Below are 20,204 nucleotides of genomic sequence, written 5' to 3'. Positions count from 1 at the left end.
TTATATATATGAGAATGATGGAGGGGTTTGGATGAGGCACGTCATTACGGCACTGGAAAATGAGTTGCGGAAGCAAGAAGAATTGCATCATTTAGTGTCTTTGTTACTCAATCGTTTTTTAACTACATCGTTGGACGATTTCTCGGAGCGGGTGAATCATTCTTTGGAAGAACTAGGGCGTTACTTTCAAGCGGATCGGGTGTATGTATTTGATTATGATTTCGAAAAGAAACTTTGTCACAATACATTTGAGTGGTGTGCACCAGGTGTCTCGTCCGAGTTGGATAATTTACAGAACGTCCCGTTAGATGCGCTTCCTGAATGGGTGAATACCCATATGAAAGGCGAATCGATGTACATTCCTCAAGTCGAAGCATTACCCGTTGAAAGTGGGATCCGACAAATTCTCGAGCCTCAACAGGTTCAAAGTCTTCTCGCGGTTCCGATGATGAGCGGGAATTACTGTCATGGCTTCGTTGGATTCGATTCTGTCATGCAAGAACGAACGTATTCGAAACATGAACAAAACGTACTAAAAGATTTTAGCAATGCACTTCTCGGGGCAGTCGAACGTCACCGGGTTGAAGCGCAACGTGAAATGATTCACCAGCAATTGATTGTCGCGAAGCAAGAAGCGGAACGGGCCAACATTGCCAAAAGTGAATTTCTCTCCAATATGAGCCATGAAATTCGGACCCCGTTAAATGTGATTCTTGGATTTTCCCATTTACTCAAACAAGAAGGATTAGATCAAAAAAATAAACGACGTGTCGAAGACATTCTCCAAAATGGCGAACATTTACTGATGCTCATTAATGAAATTTTAGATATGTCAAAAATCGAATCGGGATATGTACAGATCGTGAAACAAACCATCTCACTTCCTGTCATGATCGAGGATCTTTATCGTATGTTCGAAATGATGGCGTATCAAAAAGGTATCGAGCTATTGGTTGAAGTGGACCAATGTGTTCCAAATCAAATCGGGAGTGACCCGACGAAAGTGAAACAAATCTTAATCAATCTCATTCATAATGCGTTGAAGTTTACGGACCGAGGAAGGATCCGAATCAAGGTCTCGGCTTCCGCCAGTCAACTTTGTTTCATCATCACAGATACCGGTCGGGGAATCGAAGGGCAAGAACTGGAGCTACTGTTCGAACCGTTCTATCAAAAAAAGTATACCGACCAACAGCAGGGCACCGGTTTAGGGCTTCCAATCAGTAAGCAATACGCTACATTGCTTGGAGGCGATCTTCAAGTGGAGAGTAGCGTTGGACACGGTAGTCGGTTTACATTCACTCTCCCGCTCGAACAGAATGAGAGAGTGGAGACCGTCAATTCAGAGTCGGAGAAATGGACGGACGTTCGATTTTCAAACATGCACGTCCTAGTCGTCGAGGATACGCCAGCCCAACAAGATATTTTACAAGAACTACTCGAAGCGGTTGGCTGCAAAGTCAGTTTGACTTCTTTAGGCAACGTTGCGCTCGAAAAAGTTCGAACAGAGCGCTACGATATGATCTTATTGGACGTTCGGTTGCCTGATCTAGATGGAATCGAAGTAGCTACTCGACTCAAATCGCATGCTAATTGTCCACCAATCATTATCATATCGGCCAACGCGTTCGACGAAGATCGCCAAAAAGCCTTTGCGTCAGGCGCAAGTGCGTTCATTTCGAAGCCATTTCATCCAAACCTATTGTTCGAGGTCATGCATCGGCACCGAAATACCATCATCGTGGATTCACAAGCGATGTTGTCCGACGTGTACACAGCCATTCAAGAAGGGGATGTGGAAACGATTGAACACTTGGTGAGCGATTACCGGATGGAGACACCTCATTTACAACCGATATGGGAAGCGATTGATCAATTTGATTACGAGCTCGCAAATCGTCTGCTTCATCAAGCGTTAAGGGGGGAAGCTGATGTGTGAAGCCAAAAAACGAATCGTGTTTGTAGTCGATGACACACCGGCCAATTTACGGCTGTTATACGACATTTTACATCAGGCCGATTACCACGTACGTGTTTACCCGAACGGTAAATTGATGTTACAGGCGATGGAGCGAGTGCAACCCGACTTGATTTTATTGGACATCATGATGCCTGATATGAACGGATATGAAGTCTGTGAGATTCTTCGGAGACGATATAATCCAAATATCCCTGTCATCTTTCTAAGTGCGCTGACCGAGTCGTATGATAAAGTGCGTGCTTTTGAAGTGGGAGGGCAAGATTACATTACGAAACCGATTCACCCAGAAGAAGTATTGCTACGTCTGAACGCTCAATTAAAACATGTGAATGAACGCGAACGATTCTCGTACAATCTAGAAGAAAAAGACAAACAGTTACACGAGTATCAGGAGGGGCTAGTCAAGACGTTACTCCGCTTATCTGGTTTGCGCGATAACGATACCGGTAATCATATTGAAAGAGTACAAGCGCTCGCGACAAGTTTGGCGGAGCTTCTTTTAACGGAATCGAGTGCACAAGTTAATCCAATGTTCGTCGAAGCGATTCGTCTGGCAGCACCGCTACATGACGTTGGAAAGATTTCCGTCCCGGATTCGATCTTGTTAAAACAAGGTAGGCTTACTGAAGAGGAATGGCAACTCATGAAAGAACATGTTCGAGTCGGGGGCGAAGTGCTTGGAGAGCTCCATCGGCAATTTCCGGAAAATTCCTTTACCCAGATGGCGATGGACATCGCGCTCTATCATCACGAGAGATGGGATGGGCAAGGTTATGTCCATGGTCTATCTGAAGAAGCAATTCCGCTTGCGGCGCGAATTGTAAGCATCGTCGATGTATATGATGCGTTACGAACTATGCGGCCATATAAACCCGCTTATTCACATGTAGAGACATTGAAAATCATGGGTCAAATGGAAGGTGCGTTCGATCCTCACTTGTTCAATCTGTTTTTGAATCACGATCTGCTTTTCTCCACTGTGTTTGATTCCATTTACGAGGCGGGGCAGGTAGAGCGTAACGCTCAGACTCCGTTTACCATTTGATTGAGGCAAGAAGCGCGACGGCTTCATCCTTCATAGATCCCCTATTCCAGACAAAAGCCCGGCTCAGATGAGCCGGGCTTTTGGATTAGAACGTCTCAGACGTCGTTTTTGCTTGCATGTGGAGCTGGATATAATCCGGTCCGCCTGCTTTCGAGTCTGTCCCTGACATGTTGAACCCGCCGAACGGCTGATAGCCGACGATGGCGCCTGTGCAACCACGGTTGAAGTACAAGTTCCCAACGTGGAAGTTCTGACGCGCGTACTCTTGGTTCGAGCGGTCACGCGTGAGGACGGCACCCGTCAAGCCGTATTCCGTGTTGTTGGCGATGTCAATCGCTTCTTTGAAGTCTTTCGCTTTCGTGAAGGCGACGATCGGTCCAAAGATTTCTTCTTGCATGAGGCGTGCTTTCGGTGCGACGTCAGCGACGACCGTCGGCTCGATGAAGTAACCTGTCGAGTCGTCAGCTTTACCGCCGGCAACGATTTTGCCTTCTTCTTTGGCGACGTCGAAGTACGACGTGATCTTCTTGAACGCGGCCGCATCGATGACCGGTCCCATGAAGTGTTCGTTTTGCTCCGTGTTGCCGACCGAGAGTTCGTTCGTCAATTCGACGACGCGATCAAGTACTGTGTCATAGACGCTGTCGACGATGACGGCGCGCGAACATGCCGAACATTTTTGACCAGAGAAGCCGAACGCCGATTTGACGATTGACTGGGCCGCGAGTTCGAGGTCCGCTGATTCGTCGACGACGATCGTATCTTTTCCGCCCATCTCTGCGATGACGCGTTTGAGCCAGATTTGGCCGTCGTTCAATTTCGAGGCACGCTCGTTGATGCGCAAGCCGACGTCACGTGAACCTGTGAAGCTGATGAAGCGAGTCTTTGGATGGTCGACGAGATAGTCACCGACTTCTGCGCCTGGTCCTGGGATGAAGTTGAGGACACCTTTCGGAAGACCTGCTTCTTCCATGACCTCGACGAATTTCGCAGCGACGATCGGTGTCGTCGATGCTGGTTTCAAGAGGATCGTGTTACCGGCAACGATGGCCGCAACGGCCGTCCCTGCCATGATTGCGAACGGGAAGTTCCAAGGGCTGATGACGATCCCGACCCCGAGTGGGATGTAGTCATAGCGGTTATATTCGCCCGGGCGGCTCTCGACTTTCTTGCCTGGTTTGAGCTCGAGCATTTGACGTGCATAGTACTCCATGAAATCGATGGCTTCCGCTGTATCCGCGTCCGCTTCGTTCCAAGGCTTGCCTGCCTCTTTGACGAGGTAAGCCGAGAACTCGTGCTTGCGCTTGCGGACGATGTTCGCCGCTTTGAACAAGACGTCGGCACGGACGGCCGGGTCGACATGGCGCCATGAGTCGAACGCTGTGAGCGCTTCTTGCATCGCACGCTCCGCGAGCTCTTGGTTCGCTTTCGAGACGTGACCGATGACTTCTTCTTTATTGGCCGGGTTGTAAGACGTGATTTTGCCTTCCGTCGTCACTTTCTCCCCACCGATTACGAGCGGATAGTCTTTTCCGAGCTCACCGTTGACTTTCTCGATCGCCGCTTGGATAGCTGCGGCGTTCTCTTTGTTTGTAAAGTCTGTGAATGGTTCATGTTTGTATGGAATCATTCTCGTTCCCCCTTAAAAGTGATCGTATATTGAAGCGCTTACGTCTGTATTGTATCGAAAAACCTAGTGAAATCCTAGTGAAACAATTTTCCAGAAAAGCGTGTCGTTTTCGCTCGAAATCGAGTCGTGGTAGGATGAGGGTACAGGACGACTTGCGAAGGGAATGATTGAATGTACAAGTGGTTAATGCCGCTCGCGCTGACCGTGTTGCTCGCGGGATGCGGGACGGCGGACGAAGCACCGACGGAACAGGCAGCCGAAGAGACGAAAGCGCCGCTCCCGGAAGAGGTCGAGACGTTGTATACGTCATACCAACAAGCGCTCGAAAGCGGGGATGCGGAAGCTCTCGCCGACATCGACTATGCGGGCGAATTGACCGACATTCCGGCGACTGGTGCTGAGATGCGTGATCTCACACCGGGCGATATGTACGAGAGCTGGGTGAACGAGGACGGGGACGTCGCGTTCATCGTCCACGAGATGGAGGATGCGGACGGCAACGAACTGCCGAACCGACTGTCGAAAGTCGCCATCAAAGACGGTGAGGACTGGAAACTCGTCGTCACCCCGGCCCTCATCCCGGCCGATGTGATTGGGGAGGTCGGCGACATGTTGACCGGCATCGAGGCGAATGAGTATGGCGTGAACGCAGAGGCAAACGCGCGACTCGCCGAAGTGCCGGAAGACGAGGCCGGCCCGATTTATGACCAAGTGAACGCCCAGACCGACTACGTCGCGCTCGAGGCCGACAATAACGTCTTCTTGCTCATGGCGGAGACGCTCACCGTGCCGGAGAATCAAGACACGATGGCCGACTACTTCGAGGCGTACCGGACGTGGTATACCGACAATGAGGCAGCACTTAAAAAGGCCGCTGCAACAGAAGACCCGGTCGAGTATCTCGAGTCGCTCGAACCGCTCAAACAAAAATTAGAACAAGCGATCGATGGGTATGACGAGAACCTCGTCGACCCGTCGTTCGGATAAGGAGGAAATCATATGTTAGCACCGACATTCACATTACCGAACCAAAACGGGGACATGGTCTCGCTCGAGGACTATCGTGGACAGAAAGTCGTTCTTTATTTCTATCCGAAGGACGCGACGCCGGGTTGTACGACCGAGGCGTGTGACTTCCGCGACGCGACACCGCGACTGAACGGGGCCGTCGTCATCGGTATCTCGGCTGACAGCCAGAAGAAGCACCAAAACTTTATCGCCAAACACGAGCTCCCGTTCGATTTGCTCGTCGATGATACGCATGAGGTGTCGGAACTATACGGCGTCTGGCAATTGAAAAAGAATTACGGGAAAGAGTACTACGGCATCGTCCGTTCGACGTTCCTCATCAACGAGGACGGCTATATCGAACAGGAATGGCGTAGTGTGAAAGTGAACGGGCACGTCGACGAGGTCGTCGCGGCGCTCACAAAATGAGGCAGGACGGCTTCCTTATGGGGGCCGTTTTTTGTACGTCTCGCATTACAAATTTATTTCAAATACTAAAATCGGAATCGAGGTGTTTCAATAGGTTAGAGAGGTATATTACGAAAGTATTACGCTGGTATCAGATGTTTGGCTCATTTGTCAACTTGACGAAGTTGAGAATGTTCTGAAAAATATGAAGGAACGGTGAACATGAGATATACATAGGGGGCATAAGCGTATGCAGCAATTTGAATCATGGGTGACGAGTCTATCCAACCTCGTCTGGGGACCACATCTCCTCATTTTACTGATTGGGACGGGCGTCTATTTGACGTTCCGGCTCGGCTTCATCCAAGTGACGCGGCTCGGGTTCGGGTTGAAAGAAGCATTTCTCCCGAAACCGAAAACGGGAGCGGAGGCGGAAAAACAGAAAACGCAACGCGGGGACATCTCGCACTTCCAGGCGCTCATGACAGCGCTCGCGGCCACGGTCGGGACCGGGAACATGGTCGGTGTCGCGACGGCGGTCGTCCTGGGGGGACCGGGCGCCATCGTCTGGATGTGGCTTTCTGGTTTCATCGGGATGGCGACGAAGTACGCCGAGGCGATTCTCGCCGTCAAATATCGTGTCGTCGATGAGCGGGGCGAGATTGCCGGTGGACCGATGTATTACTTGGAGCACGGCTTAAAGAAGAAGTGGCTCGGTATGACGTTTGCCTTGTTCGCGGCGATCGCCGCGTTCGGTATCGGCAACGGCGTCCAGACGAACTCGATCAGTATGGCGCTCAACACGTCATTCGGGATTCCGATGCTCGTAACGGGCATCGTGCTCATGGTGCTGACAGGATTCGTCATCCTCGGTGGCGTCAAATCGATCGGCAAAGTCGTCGGCGTATTCGTGCCGGTCATGATTATCGGATATGTCGGCGGGGGTCTCGTCATTCTCGTCATGAACTTCGAGTTGATTCCGTCGGCATTCGCGACCATCTTCTCGAGCACGTTCAGCGCGGAAGCCATCGGCGGCGGGGCGCTCGGTGCCGCCATCCGTTATGGGGTCGCACGCGGCGTATTCTCGAACGAGGCGGGCCTCGGCTCGGCACCAATCGCAGCCGCTGCCGCGAAGACCGATTTCCCGGGACGGCAAGCGCTCGTCTCGATGACGCAAGTATTGATTGATACGCTCATCGTCTGTTCGATCACAGGCTTGACGATCGTCATGAGCGGTCAGTATACGAGCGGGCTGCAAGGCATCGAGTTGACGCAAGCGTCATTCGCATACTTCCTCGGTCCAATCGGGGAAATCATCGTCACGGTGTCACTTGTTTTCTTCGCCTTCTCGACGGTCATCGGTTGGTGTTACTACGGGGAGCGCTCGGTCTATTACTTGCTCGGTGAACGGTCGATCGTCCCGTATCGTGTCGTCTATATCCTCGTCGCCGGACTCGGCGCGATGACGACGAACTTGAATCTGATTTGGGCCATCTCGGACGTCTTCAACGGACTGATGGCGATTCCGAACTTGATTGGTCTCTTGTTCTTGTCGGGTGTCGTCGTCGCCGAGACGAAGCGTTTCGAGCTCGAACGGCAAAAAGAACTGCGGCAAGCCGCTTAACCAAAAGGAAGCATCCTCATGCGAGGACGCTTCCTTTTGTCATACTTTGAATTGACCGATCAACGCGTTCAACTCATCCATCTTCTGTTGGGATGCCTCGGTGGCGCGGTTCAACTCGCTGAAGCGGTCGACCGACATCGTCACTTTCTCGGCGATCTCCTGTGTGCCGAGCGCGCCGTTGTTAACCGTGACGGCCACATCTTGGATGACCCCGATCATATTCGACGTCAATTGCTCGAGTTCGACGGCGGCGACGGCGAACTCTGAGGCGGTCGCTTCGAACCGGCCGGCGTCTTCGCTATAATGCTCGGCCGCCTCTTCGAGCTGGTCGTAATCCTTCAACACATTCGTATCGAGGAAATGGAGCATCTCGCTCGACGTGTCGTTCAAATGGTCGACGGAGTGGAGCACGGTCGTCGAGATGGCTTGAATCCGTTCGACGGTCGTCCGGCTCGTCTCGGCCAGTTTCCGAATCTCATCGGCGACGACGGCGAACCCGCGTCCCGCCTCACCGGCCCGAGCGGCTTCGATCGAAGCGTTCAACGACAAAAGGTTCGTCTGGGCGGCGATGTCTAAAATGTCGTTCGTGAGCGTCGCGATTTCCCGGACGGCTTTGGCGTCTTGCATTGCCTTCTCCAAGTTGACACGTGTCGACGAGAGGACGTGGAGCGCTGATGCTTTCGCCTCGACGGCATGGTCGCGCAGGGCGACGGCGCGGGCATCGACTTGCTCGGCCTCGACTTTGCGCTCGGCAGCCATCGTCACGATGTTGTGGAGCGTCCGTTCCATGTCAGAAGCCGACGCGTTCATCTCTTGGGCGCTCGCGGCCGTCTGTTGCATCCCGGCCGTCAAATCTTCGGTCGTGGCGGCCGTCGTCGTCATGTATGTGTCGAGCTCGCGCAGCTCGTCATACATGCGTGCCGACTGTTCGGTCACCCCGTGAGACACACCGTTCACTTGTAAAATCAATTGCCGGAGATTGGCGAGGAACTGGTTGAAGTCGCGGGCGAGTCCCGAGAACTCGTCGCGGCGCTTCACCGGGATAGCCGTCGTCAAGTCGCCTTCGCTCGTGGCCAGCTCCCGCATCTTCACTTTGAACTCTTTGAGCGGCTCGAAAATCGAGCGGAAGATGAACAGCATCATGAGCACCGTGAAGACGATTGCCGCGGCCATGATGATGATGAGCGTGAGCTGGACTTGCTCGAACAATGCCTGACCAGCTTCCGTGTCAGACCGAATCTCATCGCGGTTCAAGTTGACGAGCAGACCGAGCGTGTTCGAGAGGGCGTCGGCGGCCGGTGTCGCCGTATCCCGGATATAGGTGTCGGCCGCGGCTTGACCGTCCGCGTTCGAGATGCGGATGAGCTCCTCGATATTCGTTTTAAATGTCGTCCATTGATCTGTCGCTTGATCGAACAGCTCCTGATCGGCTTTCGTGATGATCGTCGACTCATAACCGCTCATCTGTTGCTCGAGAATCGTGATGCCCGTGTCGAGGTTCGTTTCGACATTTTGCTTCGTCACCTCGTCCTCAACCAAGGCGTGGCGCATCATCTGTTGACGAATCTCGAGCAGCTGTTTATCGACGAGATGGATTTGATCCATCCCTGGAACCCACGAGACGTTCATATCTTGCTGGGCGGCCTTGGACGCGTTCAACGCATAAAACGAGTAGCCGCTCACCCCGAGCAGCAACACGAGCAAGACGGTGAAGGCGACGATCAGTTTGTTACGAATTGACATAGGAATCCCCCTCGAAAAAATGATGCTTCCTCCTAAGCATAATGAGATTGGAGGGCGGACCGAATAGGGGTTTTGGGAAACGAGTCAATAGTGTGGGCGGATTCCCTAACTTTTCAAAAAATCGTTCCTCCTTGGAGAGATGGGATTTTCTTTTTTGTCTTATAAAAAAGTGGTATGATAATGGACGATGTATTGAAAACTGTTGGAGGTGGAACCTTTGGCTCGAATCACAGAAGCTGAAGTTCGGCACGTCGCCGGACTCGCCCGACTTGCGATCACAGAAGATGAAGTGACGCACTTCACGGAGCAATTGACAAAAATCCTCGAGTTCGCCGAGCAACTCGATGAACTCGATACGACGGGCGTCATCCCGACGACCCATGCCCTAGATTTGAAAAACGTACTACGCAAAGACGAGGTTCGTCCTTCACTTCCACGCGAGGAAGTCGAACGGATGGCACCTGATTGGGAGAACGGCCAAGTCCGTGTCCCAGCGGTCTTTGAATAAGGAGGCCCTTCATGAGTTTATTTGATCACGGTGTAGCCAAGCTGCATACGCTTATAAAAGAAGGCGAAGTCACGGTATCCGACCTCGTCAAAGAATCATTTGACCGCATCGAGGCGACCGACGAGAAAATCGGTGCCTTCTTGACGCTCAACGAAGACGCGTTCGAACAGGCGAAACGGATGGACGAGCTCGCCAAGACCTCGGACAACCCGCTCTTCGGTTTGCCGATTGGCGTCAAAGACAACATCGTCACGAAAGGGACACGCACGACGTGTGCCTCGAAGTTCCTCGAGAACTTTGTCCCGGCCCATGACGCGACGGTCGTCGAGCGTCTCCATGACGCCGGTGCCGTCACAATCGGGAAGTTGAACATGGACGAGTTCGCGATGGGTTCATCAAACGAGAACTCGGCGTTCAAAGTCGTCCGTAACCCGTGGGACCCAACGCGCGTACCAGGCGGTTCGTCAGGCGGTTCAGCGGCAACGGTCGCGGCCGGCCAAGTCCTGTTTAGCCTCGGCTCGGATACGGGTGGCTCGATTCGTCAACCGGCGGCCTATTGTGGCGTCGTCGGGATGAAACCGACGTACGGTCTCGTCTCACGTTACGGCCTCGTCGCATTCGCCTCGTCGCTCGACCAAATCGGTCCGCTCACACGTACGGTCGAAGATAACGCCTACTTGTTGAACGCGATTGCCGGTCATTGCGACATGGACTCGACGTCAGCAACGGTCGACCTTCCGGATTACACGAAATCGCTTCACGGCGACATTAAAGGCATGAAGCTCGCGCTTCCAAAAGAGTTCATGGCCGAAGGTGTGTCAGACGGTGTCCGCAAACAGATTGAAGAAGCGGTCGAGACGCTCAAGTCGCTAGGTGCGACGGTCGAGGAGGTCTCGCTTCCGACGGTGAAATATGCGCTCCCGACATACTACTTGCTCGCGTCATCAGAAGCGTCTTCGAACCTCGCCCGGTTTGACGGCATCCGTTACGGGCGCCGTGCCGAGGCTGATGCGCTCGAAGAAGTGTTCACGTATTCGCGCGAACAAGGTTTCGGGGAAGAAGTGAAACGCCGCATCATGCTCGGGACGTACGCACTCAGCTCGGGTTATTACGATGCCTTCTATAAGAAATCGCAACAGGTCCGCACGCTCATGAAGCAAGACTTCGCGAACGTGTTCGCCGACTACGATGCGATTATCGGACCGACTGCGCCGACGGTCGCGTTCAAACTCGGTGACCAGCTCGAAGATCCGCTCACGATGTATGCCAACGATATTATGACGATTCCGGTCAACTTGGCGGGTATCCCGGCCATCTCGGTACCGGCTGGCTTGTCAGAAGGCCTCCCGGTCGGTTTACAGATCATCGGGAACCATTTCAGTGAACCAACACTCTACCGCGTGGCCCATGCTTTTGAACAAGCAAACGGCGGTTTCAAGATGCCACAGCTCTAAGGAGGACGTACGATGAACTTTGAAACGATCATCGGGATCGAGGTGCACGCCGAGCTGAGCACGAAGTCGAAGATTTGGTGTGGCTGCTCGCGCACATACGGTGCCGAAACGAATACACAGACGTGTCCGATTTGTCTCGGACACCCGGGCGTCTTGCCTAAATTGAACGAAGAGGCGGTCAATCTCGCCATCAAGGCCGCGATGGCACTCAACTGCGAAATCGCGACCGATACGAAATTTGACCGCAAGAACTACTTCTATCCGGATACGCCGAAAGCGTACCAAATCTCGCAGTTCGACCAGCCAATCGGTTTCAACGGTCACGTCGATGTCGAAGTCGACGGTGAGATGAAGCGGTTCCGCATCGAACGCGTCCATCTCGAGGAAGATGCCGGGAAGATGAACCACACGGGCGAGAAACACTCGGTCGTCGACTTCAACCGGACTGGGTCACCCCTCATCGAGATCGTCAGTGAGGCTGACATGCGTTCACCGAAAGATGCTGTCGCGTACCTCGAGCGCTTGAAAGAAGTGCTCTCGTTCGCGGGCGTCTCGGACGTCAAGATGGAAGAAGGGTCGCTTCGTTGCGACTGTAACATCTCGGTCCGTCCGTTCGGTCAAGAGCCGTTCGGAACGAAGACGGAGCTCAAAAACTTGAACTCGTTCTCGAACGTCTTGAAGGCGCTCGAGTACGAGGAAGACCGTCACCGCAAACTGCTCATCACGGGCGGCATCATGCGTCAAGAGACGCTCCGTTTTGACGAGGCGGCGAAGAAGACGATTCTTATGCGTGTCAAAGAAGGAGCGGCCGATTACCGCTACTTCCCAGAGCCGGACCTCGTCCGTCTCGAAATCGATGAGGAATGGAAAGAACGCATCCGCGCCACGCTTCCGGAACTTCCGGTCGCACGTCGCGAACGTTATATGAATAACTATGGCCTGTCGGCGTATGACGCCAAGGCGCTCACGTCGACGCGGGAGTTCTCGGACTTCTTCGAAGCGACGACGGCAGCCGGTGCCGAACCGAAAGCGGCCGCGAACTGGCTCATGGGCGAAGTGCTCGGTCACTTGAACAAATCGGACGATACGATTGAGACGATGAAATTGACGCCGAGCTCGCTCGCGGAGTTGATTCGTTTGATTGGAGAAGGTACAATTTCTTCGAAGATTGCCAAACGCGTGTTCACAGCCATGATCGAAGAAGGCGCCGAGCCGAAGGCGTACGTCGAAGCGAACGGTCTCGCCCAAATCTCGGACGAGAACTTGCTCCGCGGCTACATCCTCGACTTGTTCGAAGCGCATCCGCAGATGATTGAAGACTTTAAAAACGGGAAAGACCGTGCCAAAGGCTTTATCATCGGGCAGATCATGAAGCAGACGAAAGGGATGGCGAACCCGGCACTCCTCGATGGCTTGTTCCACGAAGAGATTGCCAAACGCTAAACAAGCGGCCAGGCACTTGTGTCTCGCTTTTCGCTCGACTTGAGCATGGGGAGAGAATAGTATGCAACGAAAACGCGCACGGGTCATCTATAACCCGACATCTGGAAAAGAAGTGATCAAACGGGAACTCCCGTACATTTTGAACCGCCTCGAGGATGCGGGTTATGAGACGTCGACGTACGCGACGAAAGCAATCGGCGACGCGACGCTCGAAGCCGTTCGAGCCGCGGAGGCCGAGTTCGACTTGATTATCGCGGCTGGTGGGGACGGGACGCTGAACGAGGTTATCTCGGGACTCGCCCCGCTCGACACGCGTCCGACGATCGGGCTCATCCCAGTCGGAACGACGAACGACTTTGCCCGAGCGATGCGGATTCCGCTCAACGTCGTCGGTGCCCTCGACGTCATCTGTGACGGATTCGAGATGCCGGTCGACCTCGGTGAGATTGAAGGGGAGAAAGGCGACATCCATTACTTCATCAATATCGCCGGGGGCGGTATCATGACGGAGCTGTCGTATGAGGTCCCATCGAAACTGAAGACGGCACTCGGTCAGCTCGCCTATTACGTCAAAGGGATGGAGAAACTTCCACTCATCAAGCCGACGTATATCGAGCTCGAGCACGACGAGGGCACGTTCAGTGGCGAGGTCATGATTTTCCTCACGTCGAACTCGAACTCGGTCGGTGGCTTTGAGAAGATTTCACCACACGCGTCATTAAACGATGGACTGTTCGACTTGTTCATCTTGCGCAAGTGTAACTTGTTCGAGTTCATTCACGTCGTCCGTTTGTTGCTCCGTGGTGAGCACTTGTCGAGTCCGCTCGTCGAGCACGTCAAGACGGGACGCGTCAAGATGAAGACGACGACGGAACGGATGAGTCTCAACATCGACGGTGAATACGGCGGCGAATGCACGGGCGAGATGCGAAACTTGTTCCGTCACTTGACGGTGCTCGCACCAAACGCGCGCATCCGTGAGATGGAAGACTTGAACGCCCAGTATGAACGCGAACAGATGATTAAACAGCTGTTCAACGTAGCGAACGAGAAAGCAGAATGATTCGGCTCGGCGTGGCGCACACGCCGAGCTTTTCGTTCGCTTGGAACGGGTATGAACCAATACACACTATTTTTTGAATCGGGAAAGGAGAGACTCATGTTACCAGTCCAAAAGAATGACCGTCTCGATGTCCACATCCACGATCTCACGCATGAGGGCGCGGGCGTGGCACGCGTCGACGGTTATACGCTGTTCGTCCCGAACGCACTTCCGGGAGAGACCGTGGAAATCGTCGTGACGAAGACGAATAAACAGTACGGGTTCGCCCGCTTGCTCGATGTGAAAGAAGCGAGTGCGGACCGCGTCGAGCCACCGTGCCCGATTTTCTATCAGTGCGGGGGCTGTCAGCTCCAACACTTCAGTTACGACGGCCAGCTCCGTCAAAAACGGGACCGTGTCGTCGATGCGTTGAAGCGACTTGGCCAATTCGATGTGCCTGTCCACGAGACAATCGGCATGCCGGAACCATGGCGTTACCGCAACAAGGCACAAGTGCCGTTCAAAGACGAGGCCGGTCGCCTCGTCGCCGGTTTCTATCGTCCACGTTCGCACGATATCGTCGAGATGAAGGAATGTCTCATCCAAGACGAACGCAACGATGAGGCCGTCCAAGTCGTCCGTGACGTGCTCGCGGCGCACGGCGTGCCGGCGTACGATGAGAAGACAGGACGCGGCGTCATCCGCCACGTCATGGCCCGTTACGGGTATCATTCGGGTGAATTGATGCTCGTCCTCATCACGAAGACGACGAAAATCAAAGGCGTCAACGAGATTGTCGCCGACATCTTGAAGCGTCTGCCGGACGTGACGTCAATCATGCAAAACGTCAACCCGGACAAGACGAACGTCATCTTGGGGTCGACGAACAAATTGTTATATGGCCATGAGACGATTGAGGACAAGATTGGTGGACTGACGTTCACGATTTCTCCGCACTCGTTCTTCCAGGTCAACCCGGTCCAGACGGAGAAACTGTACGGCAAGGCGCTCGAATACGTGCAACTGACTGGGACCGAACAAGTCGTCGACGCCTATTGCGGCATCGGGACGATCAGTCTGTTCCTCGCCCGGAAAGCGGCGCACGTGTACGGCGTCGAAGTCGTACCGGAAGCGATCGAGGACGCGAAACAGAACGCGCTTGTCAATGAAATCGACAACGTGACGTACGCGTGTGGCGCGGCAGAAGATGTGTTGCCACAGTGGAAGAAGGATGGCATCAATCCGGACGTCATCGTCGTCGACCCGCCGCGTAAAGGTTGTGCCGAGTCGTTCCTCGAGACGATGGTCGAGATGGCACCGAAGCGGATCGTTTACGTGTCGTGTAACGTCGCGACGCAAGCGCGCGATATGCGTTACCTCGCCGACCGTGGCTACAAATTAGTCGAAGTCACCCCAGTCGACATGTTCCCGCATACGGCGCATGTGGAGACGGTGGCGTGGTTAGAAAAAGTGGAATAAGCTGAATGTAGATGAACCTTCGGATGTAAACTTCGAAGGTTTTTTTGTACATTTGTTTAGAAACTAGGACGTGATGAAGAAGTGTTGTCATCATTCAGCGTGAACAAGGGAATAGGATAACGATTGACCGCCATATGGAGATGGGACTAGTTATAAACTTGATTTCCGAAGGAGGAAACTCGGTTTGAAATCATTGAATGCGTGGATTCGAGTGTACACATCGACCGTCCAACAAGGCGACGTACCGCTTGCGTATCGAAGCATCCTTGAGTTCATGGGACGGTTGAAATCTCGCTTCATGAAGAGCGGATACGAGGTGAGCGGTCTCTACCCGGGCTATATGGATATGTCGTATGTCGCTGTGAACACATCACGTTTGAAGGAGCACGGACTGAAAATCGCCGTCGTCTATCTCCATGCGACCGGGCAGTTTAAAGTATAGTTGTCCGCTCGCAATCGGATGTTAACTGAACAGTACGCGACAACTTTCCAAGCAATCTCGGGTTTCCATGATGACCAAAACCGAGATGCCATCATCGAGCGGACGTTGACGCCAACGCCAAATTTTGATGAGCCGGAGCAGTTGGCTGAATTGATTGAGCGGGAAGTCGAACGGTTCATTCAAGATGTGGAAACAACGATTGAGGGAGGGCGCTGATGGATTGGATGACCGAAGTAGAACAGAGACTGAAACGAGGCAATCAACTTTTATTTGCGAAAGACAGTGTGCTTCTAACCGATTTGAATACGATGATTCACGGACAAAACCGGCGCACGCTGGCGTTATGGGCGTTTGAGTTGGCCGATGAGGCCGTTCAAGCGCTATCTGAGCGCTACCCGGATGAAACGAGACTGAAAACCGCAGTCCAATTGTCTAGAGCGTGGGCTGCGGGCAACGTGAAGATGCCCGTCGCAAAACAAGCGATTTTGCAGGCCCATGCTGTGGCGAAAGAAATTGATTCGCTTGAGGATCAAGCCTTGTGCCACGCCATCGGACAAGCTTGCAGCGTCGTTCATACTCCAGGGCACGCACTAGGTTTTCCAATCTATGAGCTGACTGCACTCGTTCATCGTCACGGTGTACGGGTGTGTCAACCAATCGTCGAAGCGCGCGTGAAGCACTATATGGAGCGGATTGAATCTTGGCGCGCGCATACTTCTGAGTATGAATGGGCTACGTTCATGATGAATGACTAAAAGACTTCTCAAGAATGAACCCTTCGATCGTGGATTGAAGGATTTTTACTTTGTCATGACCGGAACGCGCGTACGAAGAGACTGCGTTGTGAGGCTAGTAGGGTCAAGCCGCTCCGCTTAGCGATTTCCTCGACGACTTGTTCGACTGTAAGGTGATCGGTCTCGATTTTGTCATGTGTGATGTCGTGATGAAAGGCGTGGAGGCAGCGGTCGATTTGTGCCTTGCTCCACGAATTGAACCATTCGAAGCGCTTATTCAATCGTCTTACAAGTGTCCGCTTATCGGCGTGGAGGATATAATGGTCGACCCGAATCCCGTCACGTTGTAGGGCTCCAATGATTTCATCGTAGTAGAGCTGGTCCACGAGCGTCATCGGGACGATGATTATGCCATCGTATGACCGGGCAATCCTCGCCAACATCTCAACATTGAACGCCCGCCATTCCGGATGATGTTGGAAATCGGCAAGTCGCATGTCTTTGGGCAGATTGTCGCGAATGAAAAAGCCGACTTGTTCCGGGTCATATAAAAACGCGTTCGGTAACCGCTGTTGCAATTGTTTGGCGGCTGTCGTTTTTCCTGATCCGAAAGCGCCGTTGATCCAAACGATCATCTTTATCCATCCTTCCAAAATACTTTCTGTATTACCATTCTGATTGCATTGACGATTGTCCTGTGAAAAATAAAAAAGACGGACTATCACGCAGTCCGTCTGTCTCATATTTACAGCACTCTACTGGCCGCAGTTTCCTGTTCAGAAACAGCGTCTTCACGCATCGCATCAATTTCTTTATATTCGTTCGTGTCTTTCCACAACTCATCTTTCAACGGATTGAGTTTGTATTTGACAATCCGTGTCACTTGCCAGAAGGCGAGGACGACGTTCAGTGCCAAACTGAGCAGGGCGATCGTCCAGTTCGCTGCCGGATTGTAGGACACACTCACATTGAACGTACTACCGACAGCAAAGAAGTAAGGGAACGTCATGACCCACATCATCCAAAATGTGAGCGTCTGCGCCCGGTTTTGCATCCATGTGCCTTTTGCCCAAAGCAAGGCGGGAACCGTCGCGGCGATGTTCAAGGCGAAGCCTGAATAAAAAGCGTTACCTGGTGCGCATGAATAGACGTAAGCGATGTTCCAAATGCCGTAAGCGACAATCCAAAGTTTCGTTTGGTCCGGCCAGAGCATGTCTTTCTTTTTACCAGATGTCGCGAAGATCCCGACCCAGCCGCAGATGAGGACCAAGTTCAAGATTCCTGCGACGGCGTTCACATAGTTCCAACCGCCCGAGATGTAGTACATTCCATCGACCATCCCTTCGAATCCCATGATCCCGACTTGGAACTCTCGAACGACGGCCTCGGCGATGTTAAGTGCCAAAATACCTGGGACAAGCATCAAATACCATGGATGCTTCTTATGGTAATCGGTGAAGCGGATGACCATGTAAATCAAGCTTCCGGCCAATGCTGAATACACTTTCACCCAATGGAACCATGAGGTGATTTCAGGATCGGCGGTGAAAAACCAAATCGGGGTCAAGGCGATTGGTACGGCCATGAACATGAAGATGCTTGCTTTTTTGCTAGATCGGACGATTTCATTCAACCCGATCAATAGACCGAAGACGACGAACCACATCACGACATTGTACCAAGGGATAGACTCAAAGAAGAACATACGATAACGCCCCTTTCATTTCTAAAGGATAGTGATGAAGCAACGATGAAAAGATGATGTCTTTGAACATACCGAACGTTCGTTATGTTTATGTGAAAAGTGTAACAAACTAATGAAAGCAATGTCAATACGATTTGGTACGTCACAGGGACATGTCATAAATCCGACAAATCATTATGATATAATTAGCCATTATTACGTGAGGAGCGTCGGGCATATGATGAACGAAGGAAAACAAAAGATATTAGATGCGGCGCGAGCGACGATTATCGAAAACGGGATTCAAGGTACGACGCTTCGGGGAATCGCAAAAAAAGCAGGCTTTAGCACGGGCGCGATCTATCATTATTACAGTTCGAAAGAGGCCATTCTGTATGACGTGATGGACGAAGGATTAGGTGAGATTCGACGAATCGCGACCATCTCGCTTGAAGATAAGAAAGAGGCCCGCGAAATCATTCAAGAAATCTTCGATGGGATGCAAGACCGACTCAAAAAAGATGCGGAAAGCCGTTTGCAGTTTTATTTGGCCCATGAGGCGATGCTCGGGAATGTGGAGTTACAAAATAAGTTTAAGGAAAAATATGAGGATTGGATCAATCGCGTCGAAGCCATCTTTGTGAGAGCGTACGGCGTTGAACGCGGACCTTCGACGAGAGCGGTCGCCGCATGGACGATGGCGGCAATTGATGGGATGGTGCTCCAAACGTTATTGAATGTTCAAGTCGTCGAGTCTGTTCATACGAATCGTATACTGGAGTATTTGCTGCAGGACGGGTTTACACACTTCTTTAAAATCATTGAAAATGAACAACGTTTCGATTCTTGAAGTATTGTCAGTTGATACATTCCCGCGTCCATAATAAGATAGATGAAGTGATTTTATTGGATTGACTACGAAAGGGAATGATTTGACATGAAAGAAAACTTCTGGCGCGACCTTCCGCGTCCATTCTTTATACTTGCCCCGATGGAAGACGTGACCGATGTCGTCTTCCGCCACGTCGTCGCCCATGCCGGCCGACCTGACGTCTTTTTCACTGAGTTCGCGAACTCGGACAGCTACTGCCACCCGGAAGGGAAAGGTAGCCTGCGCGGACGCTTGACGTTCACCGAAGACGAACAGCCGATGGTCGCCCACATTTGGGGCGATAATCCTGACTACTTCCGCGAGATGAGCATCGGGATGGCCGAGATGGGCTATAAAGGCCTCGACATCAATATGGGTTGCCCGGTCCCGAACGTGGCGAAGCGCGGCAAAGGGAGCGGGCTCATCCTCCGTCCTGACGTCGCGGCGGAACTCATCCAAGCGGCGAAAGCTGGTGGGATCCCAGTCAGCGTCAAGACACGTCTCGGATTCGCGAAGCTCGACGAGTGGCGCGACTGGTTGACGCATCTCTTGAAGCAAGACATCGCCAACTTGTCGATTCACTTGCGCACACGCAACGAGATGAGTAAAGTCGACGCGCACTGGGAGATGATCCCGGATATCGTCAAATTGCGTGACGAGATTGCGCCGGACACACTGATCACGATTAACGGTGACATCCTCGACCGTCAGATGGGGTTAGAACTCGTCGAGAAGTATGGCGTCGACGGCGTCATGATTGGTCGCGGGATTTTCAAGAACCCGTTCGCGTTCGAGAAAGAGCCGCGTGAGCATTCGATGGAAGAGTACCTCGACTTGCTTCGTCTCCAACTCGATTTGCAAGACAAGTTCCAAGAAGAAGTGCCGCGTTCGATTTCAAACTTGCACCGCTTCTTCAAGATTTACGTGAAAGGGTTCCGCGGGGCGAGCGACCTCCGTGTGAAGCTCATGGACACGAAATCGACAGACGAAGTGCGGGCACACCTTGATGCGTTCGTCGAGAACTATCATAGAGAAGAAGCGGCGCTTGCCGAGGCGGCGTCGACAGTCGAATAATGTTTTACGGGGATTCAGTGTATACTGGGTCCCT

17 protein-coding genes and 1 pseudogene are annotated in these 20,204 nt (G+C 52.5%); 14 read left to right on the top strand and 4 right to left on the bottom strand.

Annotated features, from left to right (window positions below):
• The first annotated feature begins 31 nt into the window (after positions 1-31).
• Together KNP81_RS02335 and KNP81_RS02330 are read left to right on the top strand one after the other, a co-directional pair.
• Entirely contained in the window at positions 32-1,939 is a 1,908-nt protein-coding gene (locus KNP81_RS02335) for a GAF domain-containing hybrid sensor histidine kinase/response regulator (RefSeq protein WP_214718017.1), read from the top strand.
• Positions 1,932-3,026 (top strand): HD-GYP domain-containing protein, encoded by a 1,095-nt coding sequence (locus tag KNP81_RS02330; protein WP_214718015.1) that lies wholly within the window; start codon positions 1,932-1,934, stop codon positions 3,024-3,026. The genes KNP81_RS02335 and KNP81_RS02330 overlap by 8 nt, the downstream gene beginning before the upstream one ends.
• Positions 3,027-3,111: 85 nt before the next feature.
• Here KNP81_RS02330 and pruA read toward each other — a convergent pair whose 3' ends face one another.
• Positions 3,112-4,656: an L-glutamate gamma-semialdehyde dehydrogenase gene (pruA, locus tag KNP81_RS02325; protein ID WP_021066482.1), complete on the bottom strand. Its 1,545-nt coding sequence runs from the start codon at positions 4,654-4,656 to the stop codon at positions 3,112-3,114.
• 171 nt (positions 4,657-4,827) lie between these two features.
• On the opposite strand from pruA, the gene KNP81_RS02320 reads away from it, so the two are divergent.
• The 3 genes from KNP81_RS02320 to KNP81_RS02310 all read left to right on the top strand — a co-directional run bounded on the left by KNP81_RS02320 (position 4,828) and on the right by KNP81_RS02310 (position 7,696).
• On the top strand, positions 4,828-5,643 hold the full coding sequence (locus tag KNP81_RS02320; RefSeq protein ID WP_214718013.1) for a nuclear transport factor 2 family protein: 816 nt from the start codon (positions 4,828-4,830) through the stop codon (positions 5,641-5,643).
• A 12-nt stretch (positions 5,644-5,655) separates the two neighbouring features.
• Positions 5,656-6,093 carry a thioredoxin-dependent thiol peroxidase gene (gene bcp / locus KNP81_RS02315; protein WP_214718011.1) on the top strand — a complete coding sequence of 146 codons (438 nt, stop codon included), beginning with the start codon at positions 5,656-5,658 and terminating at the stop codon, positions 6,091-6,093.
• A 229-nt stretch (positions 6,094-6,322) separates the two neighbouring features.
• Positions 6,323-7,696 (top strand): alanine/glycine:cation symporter family protein, encoded by a 1,374-nt coding sequence (locus tag KNP81_RS02310; protein ID WP_214718009.1) that lies wholly within the window; start codon positions 6,323-6,325, stop codon positions 7,694-7,696.
• Between the two features lie 39 nt (positions 7,697-7,735).
• Here KNP81_RS02310 and KNP81_RS02305 read toward each other — a convergent pair whose 3' ends face one another.
• Entirely contained in the window at positions 7,736-9,439 is a 1,704-nt protein-coding gene (locus KNP81_RS02305; protein WP_214718003.1) for a methyl-accepting chemotaxis protein, read from the bottom strand.
• 217 nt (positions 9,440-9,656) lie between these two features.
• Here KNP81_RS02305 and gatC point away from each other — a divergent pair, with 217 nt between their 5' ends.
• The 7 genes and pseudogenes from gatC (at position 9,657) to KNP81_RS02265 (ending at position 16,562) form a co-directional block, all read left to right on the top strand.
• The gene (gene gatC, locus KNP81_RS02300) at positions 9,657-9,947 is read left to right on the top strand and encodes an Asp-tRNA(Asn)/Glu-tRNA(Gln) amidotransferase subunit GatC (protein ID WP_021066487.1); all 291 of its coding nucleotides are present in this window, start codon (positions 9,657-9,659) and stop codon (positions 9,945-9,947) included.
• Between the two features lie 11 nt (positions 9,948-9,958).
• On the top strand, positions 9,959-11,401 hold the full coding sequence (gene gatA / locus KNP81_RS02295) for an Asp-tRNA(Asn)/Glu-tRNA(Gln) amidotransferase subunit GatA (protein WP_029594953.1): 1,443 nt from the start codon (positions 9,959-9,961) through the stop codon (positions 11,399-11,401).
• Between the two features lie 12 nt (positions 11,402-11,413).
• Positions 11,414-12,844 (top strand): Asp-tRNA(Asn)/Glu-tRNA(Gln) amidotransferase subunit GatB, encoded by a 1,431-nt coding sequence (gatB, locus tag KNP81_RS02290; protein WP_214718001.1) that lies wholly within the window; start codon positions 11,414-11,416, stop codon positions 12,842-12,844.
• Between the two features lie 61 nt (positions 12,845-12,905).
• Positions 12,906-13,907 (top strand): diacylglycerol kinase, encoded by a 1,002-nt coding sequence (locus KNP81_RS02285; protein ID WP_128123314.1) that lies wholly within the window; start codon positions 12,906-12,908, stop codon positions 13,905-13,907.
• 96 nt (positions 13,908-14,003) lie between these two features.
• Positions 14,004-15,365: a 23S rRNA (uracil(1939)-C(5))-methyltransferase RlmD gene (gene rlmD, locus KNP81_RS02280; RefSeq protein WP_214717998.1), complete on the top strand. Its 1,362-nt coding sequence runs from the start codon at positions 14,004-14,006 to the stop codon at positions 15,363-15,365.
• A 184-nt stretch (positions 15,366-15,549) separates the two neighbouring features.
• A pseudogene (locus tag KNP81_RS15515) lies at positions 15,550-16,023 on the top strand (DUF7000 family protein).
• Positions 16,023-16,562, top strand: a complete 540-nt coding sequence (locus KNP81_RS02265) for a putative immunity protein (protein ID WP_214717991.1) — start codon at positions 16,023-16,025, stop codon at positions 16,560-16,562. Before KNP81_RS15515 ends, KNP81_RS02265 begins: the two are co-directional and overlap by 1 nt.
• A gap of 53 nt (positions 16,563-16,615) precedes the next feature.
• On the opposite strand, the gene KNP81_RS02260 is transcribed toward KNP81_RS02265, so the two are convergent.
• Positions 16,616-17,176 carry an AAA family ATPase gene (locus tag KNP81_RS02260; RefSeq protein WP_214717989.1) on the bottom strand — a complete coding sequence of 187 codons (561 nt, stop codon included), beginning with the start codon at positions 17,174-17,176 and terminating at the stop codon, positions 16,616-16,618.
• Positions 17,177-17,286: 110 nt separating this feature from the next.
• On the bottom strand, positions 17,287-18,246 hold the full coding sequence (locus KNP81_RS02255; protein WP_214717987.1) for a DUF5692 family protein: 960 nt from the start codon (positions 18,244-18,246) through the stop codon (positions 17,287-17,289).
• A gap of 217 nt (positions 18,247-18,463) precedes the next feature.
• On the opposite strand from KNP81_RS02255, the gene KNP81_RS02250 reads away from it, so the two are divergent.
• The gene (locus KNP81_RS02250; RefSeq protein WP_214717984.1) at positions 18,464-19,075 is read left to right on the top strand and encodes a TetR/AcrR family transcriptional regulator; all 612 of its coding nucleotides are present in this window, start codon (positions 18,464-18,466) and stop codon (positions 19,073-19,075) included.
• An 87-nt stretch (positions 19,076-19,162) separates the two neighbouring features.
• Positions 19,163-20,170, top strand: a complete 1,008-nt coding sequence (locus KNP81_RS02245) for a tRNA dihydrouridine synthase (RefSeq protein ID WP_214717982.1) — start codon at positions 19,163-19,165, stop codon at positions 20,168-20,170.
• Positions 20,171-20,204: the final 34 nt, after the last annotated feature.

This window comes from Exiguobacterium sp. s149, from assembly GCF_018618395.1.
Lineage (GTDB): Bacteria > Bacillota > Bacilli > Exiguobacteriales > Exiguobacteriaceae > Exiguobacterium > Exiguobacterium chiriqhucha.
The sequence above is the reverse complement of the archived record's forward strand: the minus strand, read 5'-3'. Positions and strand labels throughout refer to the sequence as shown.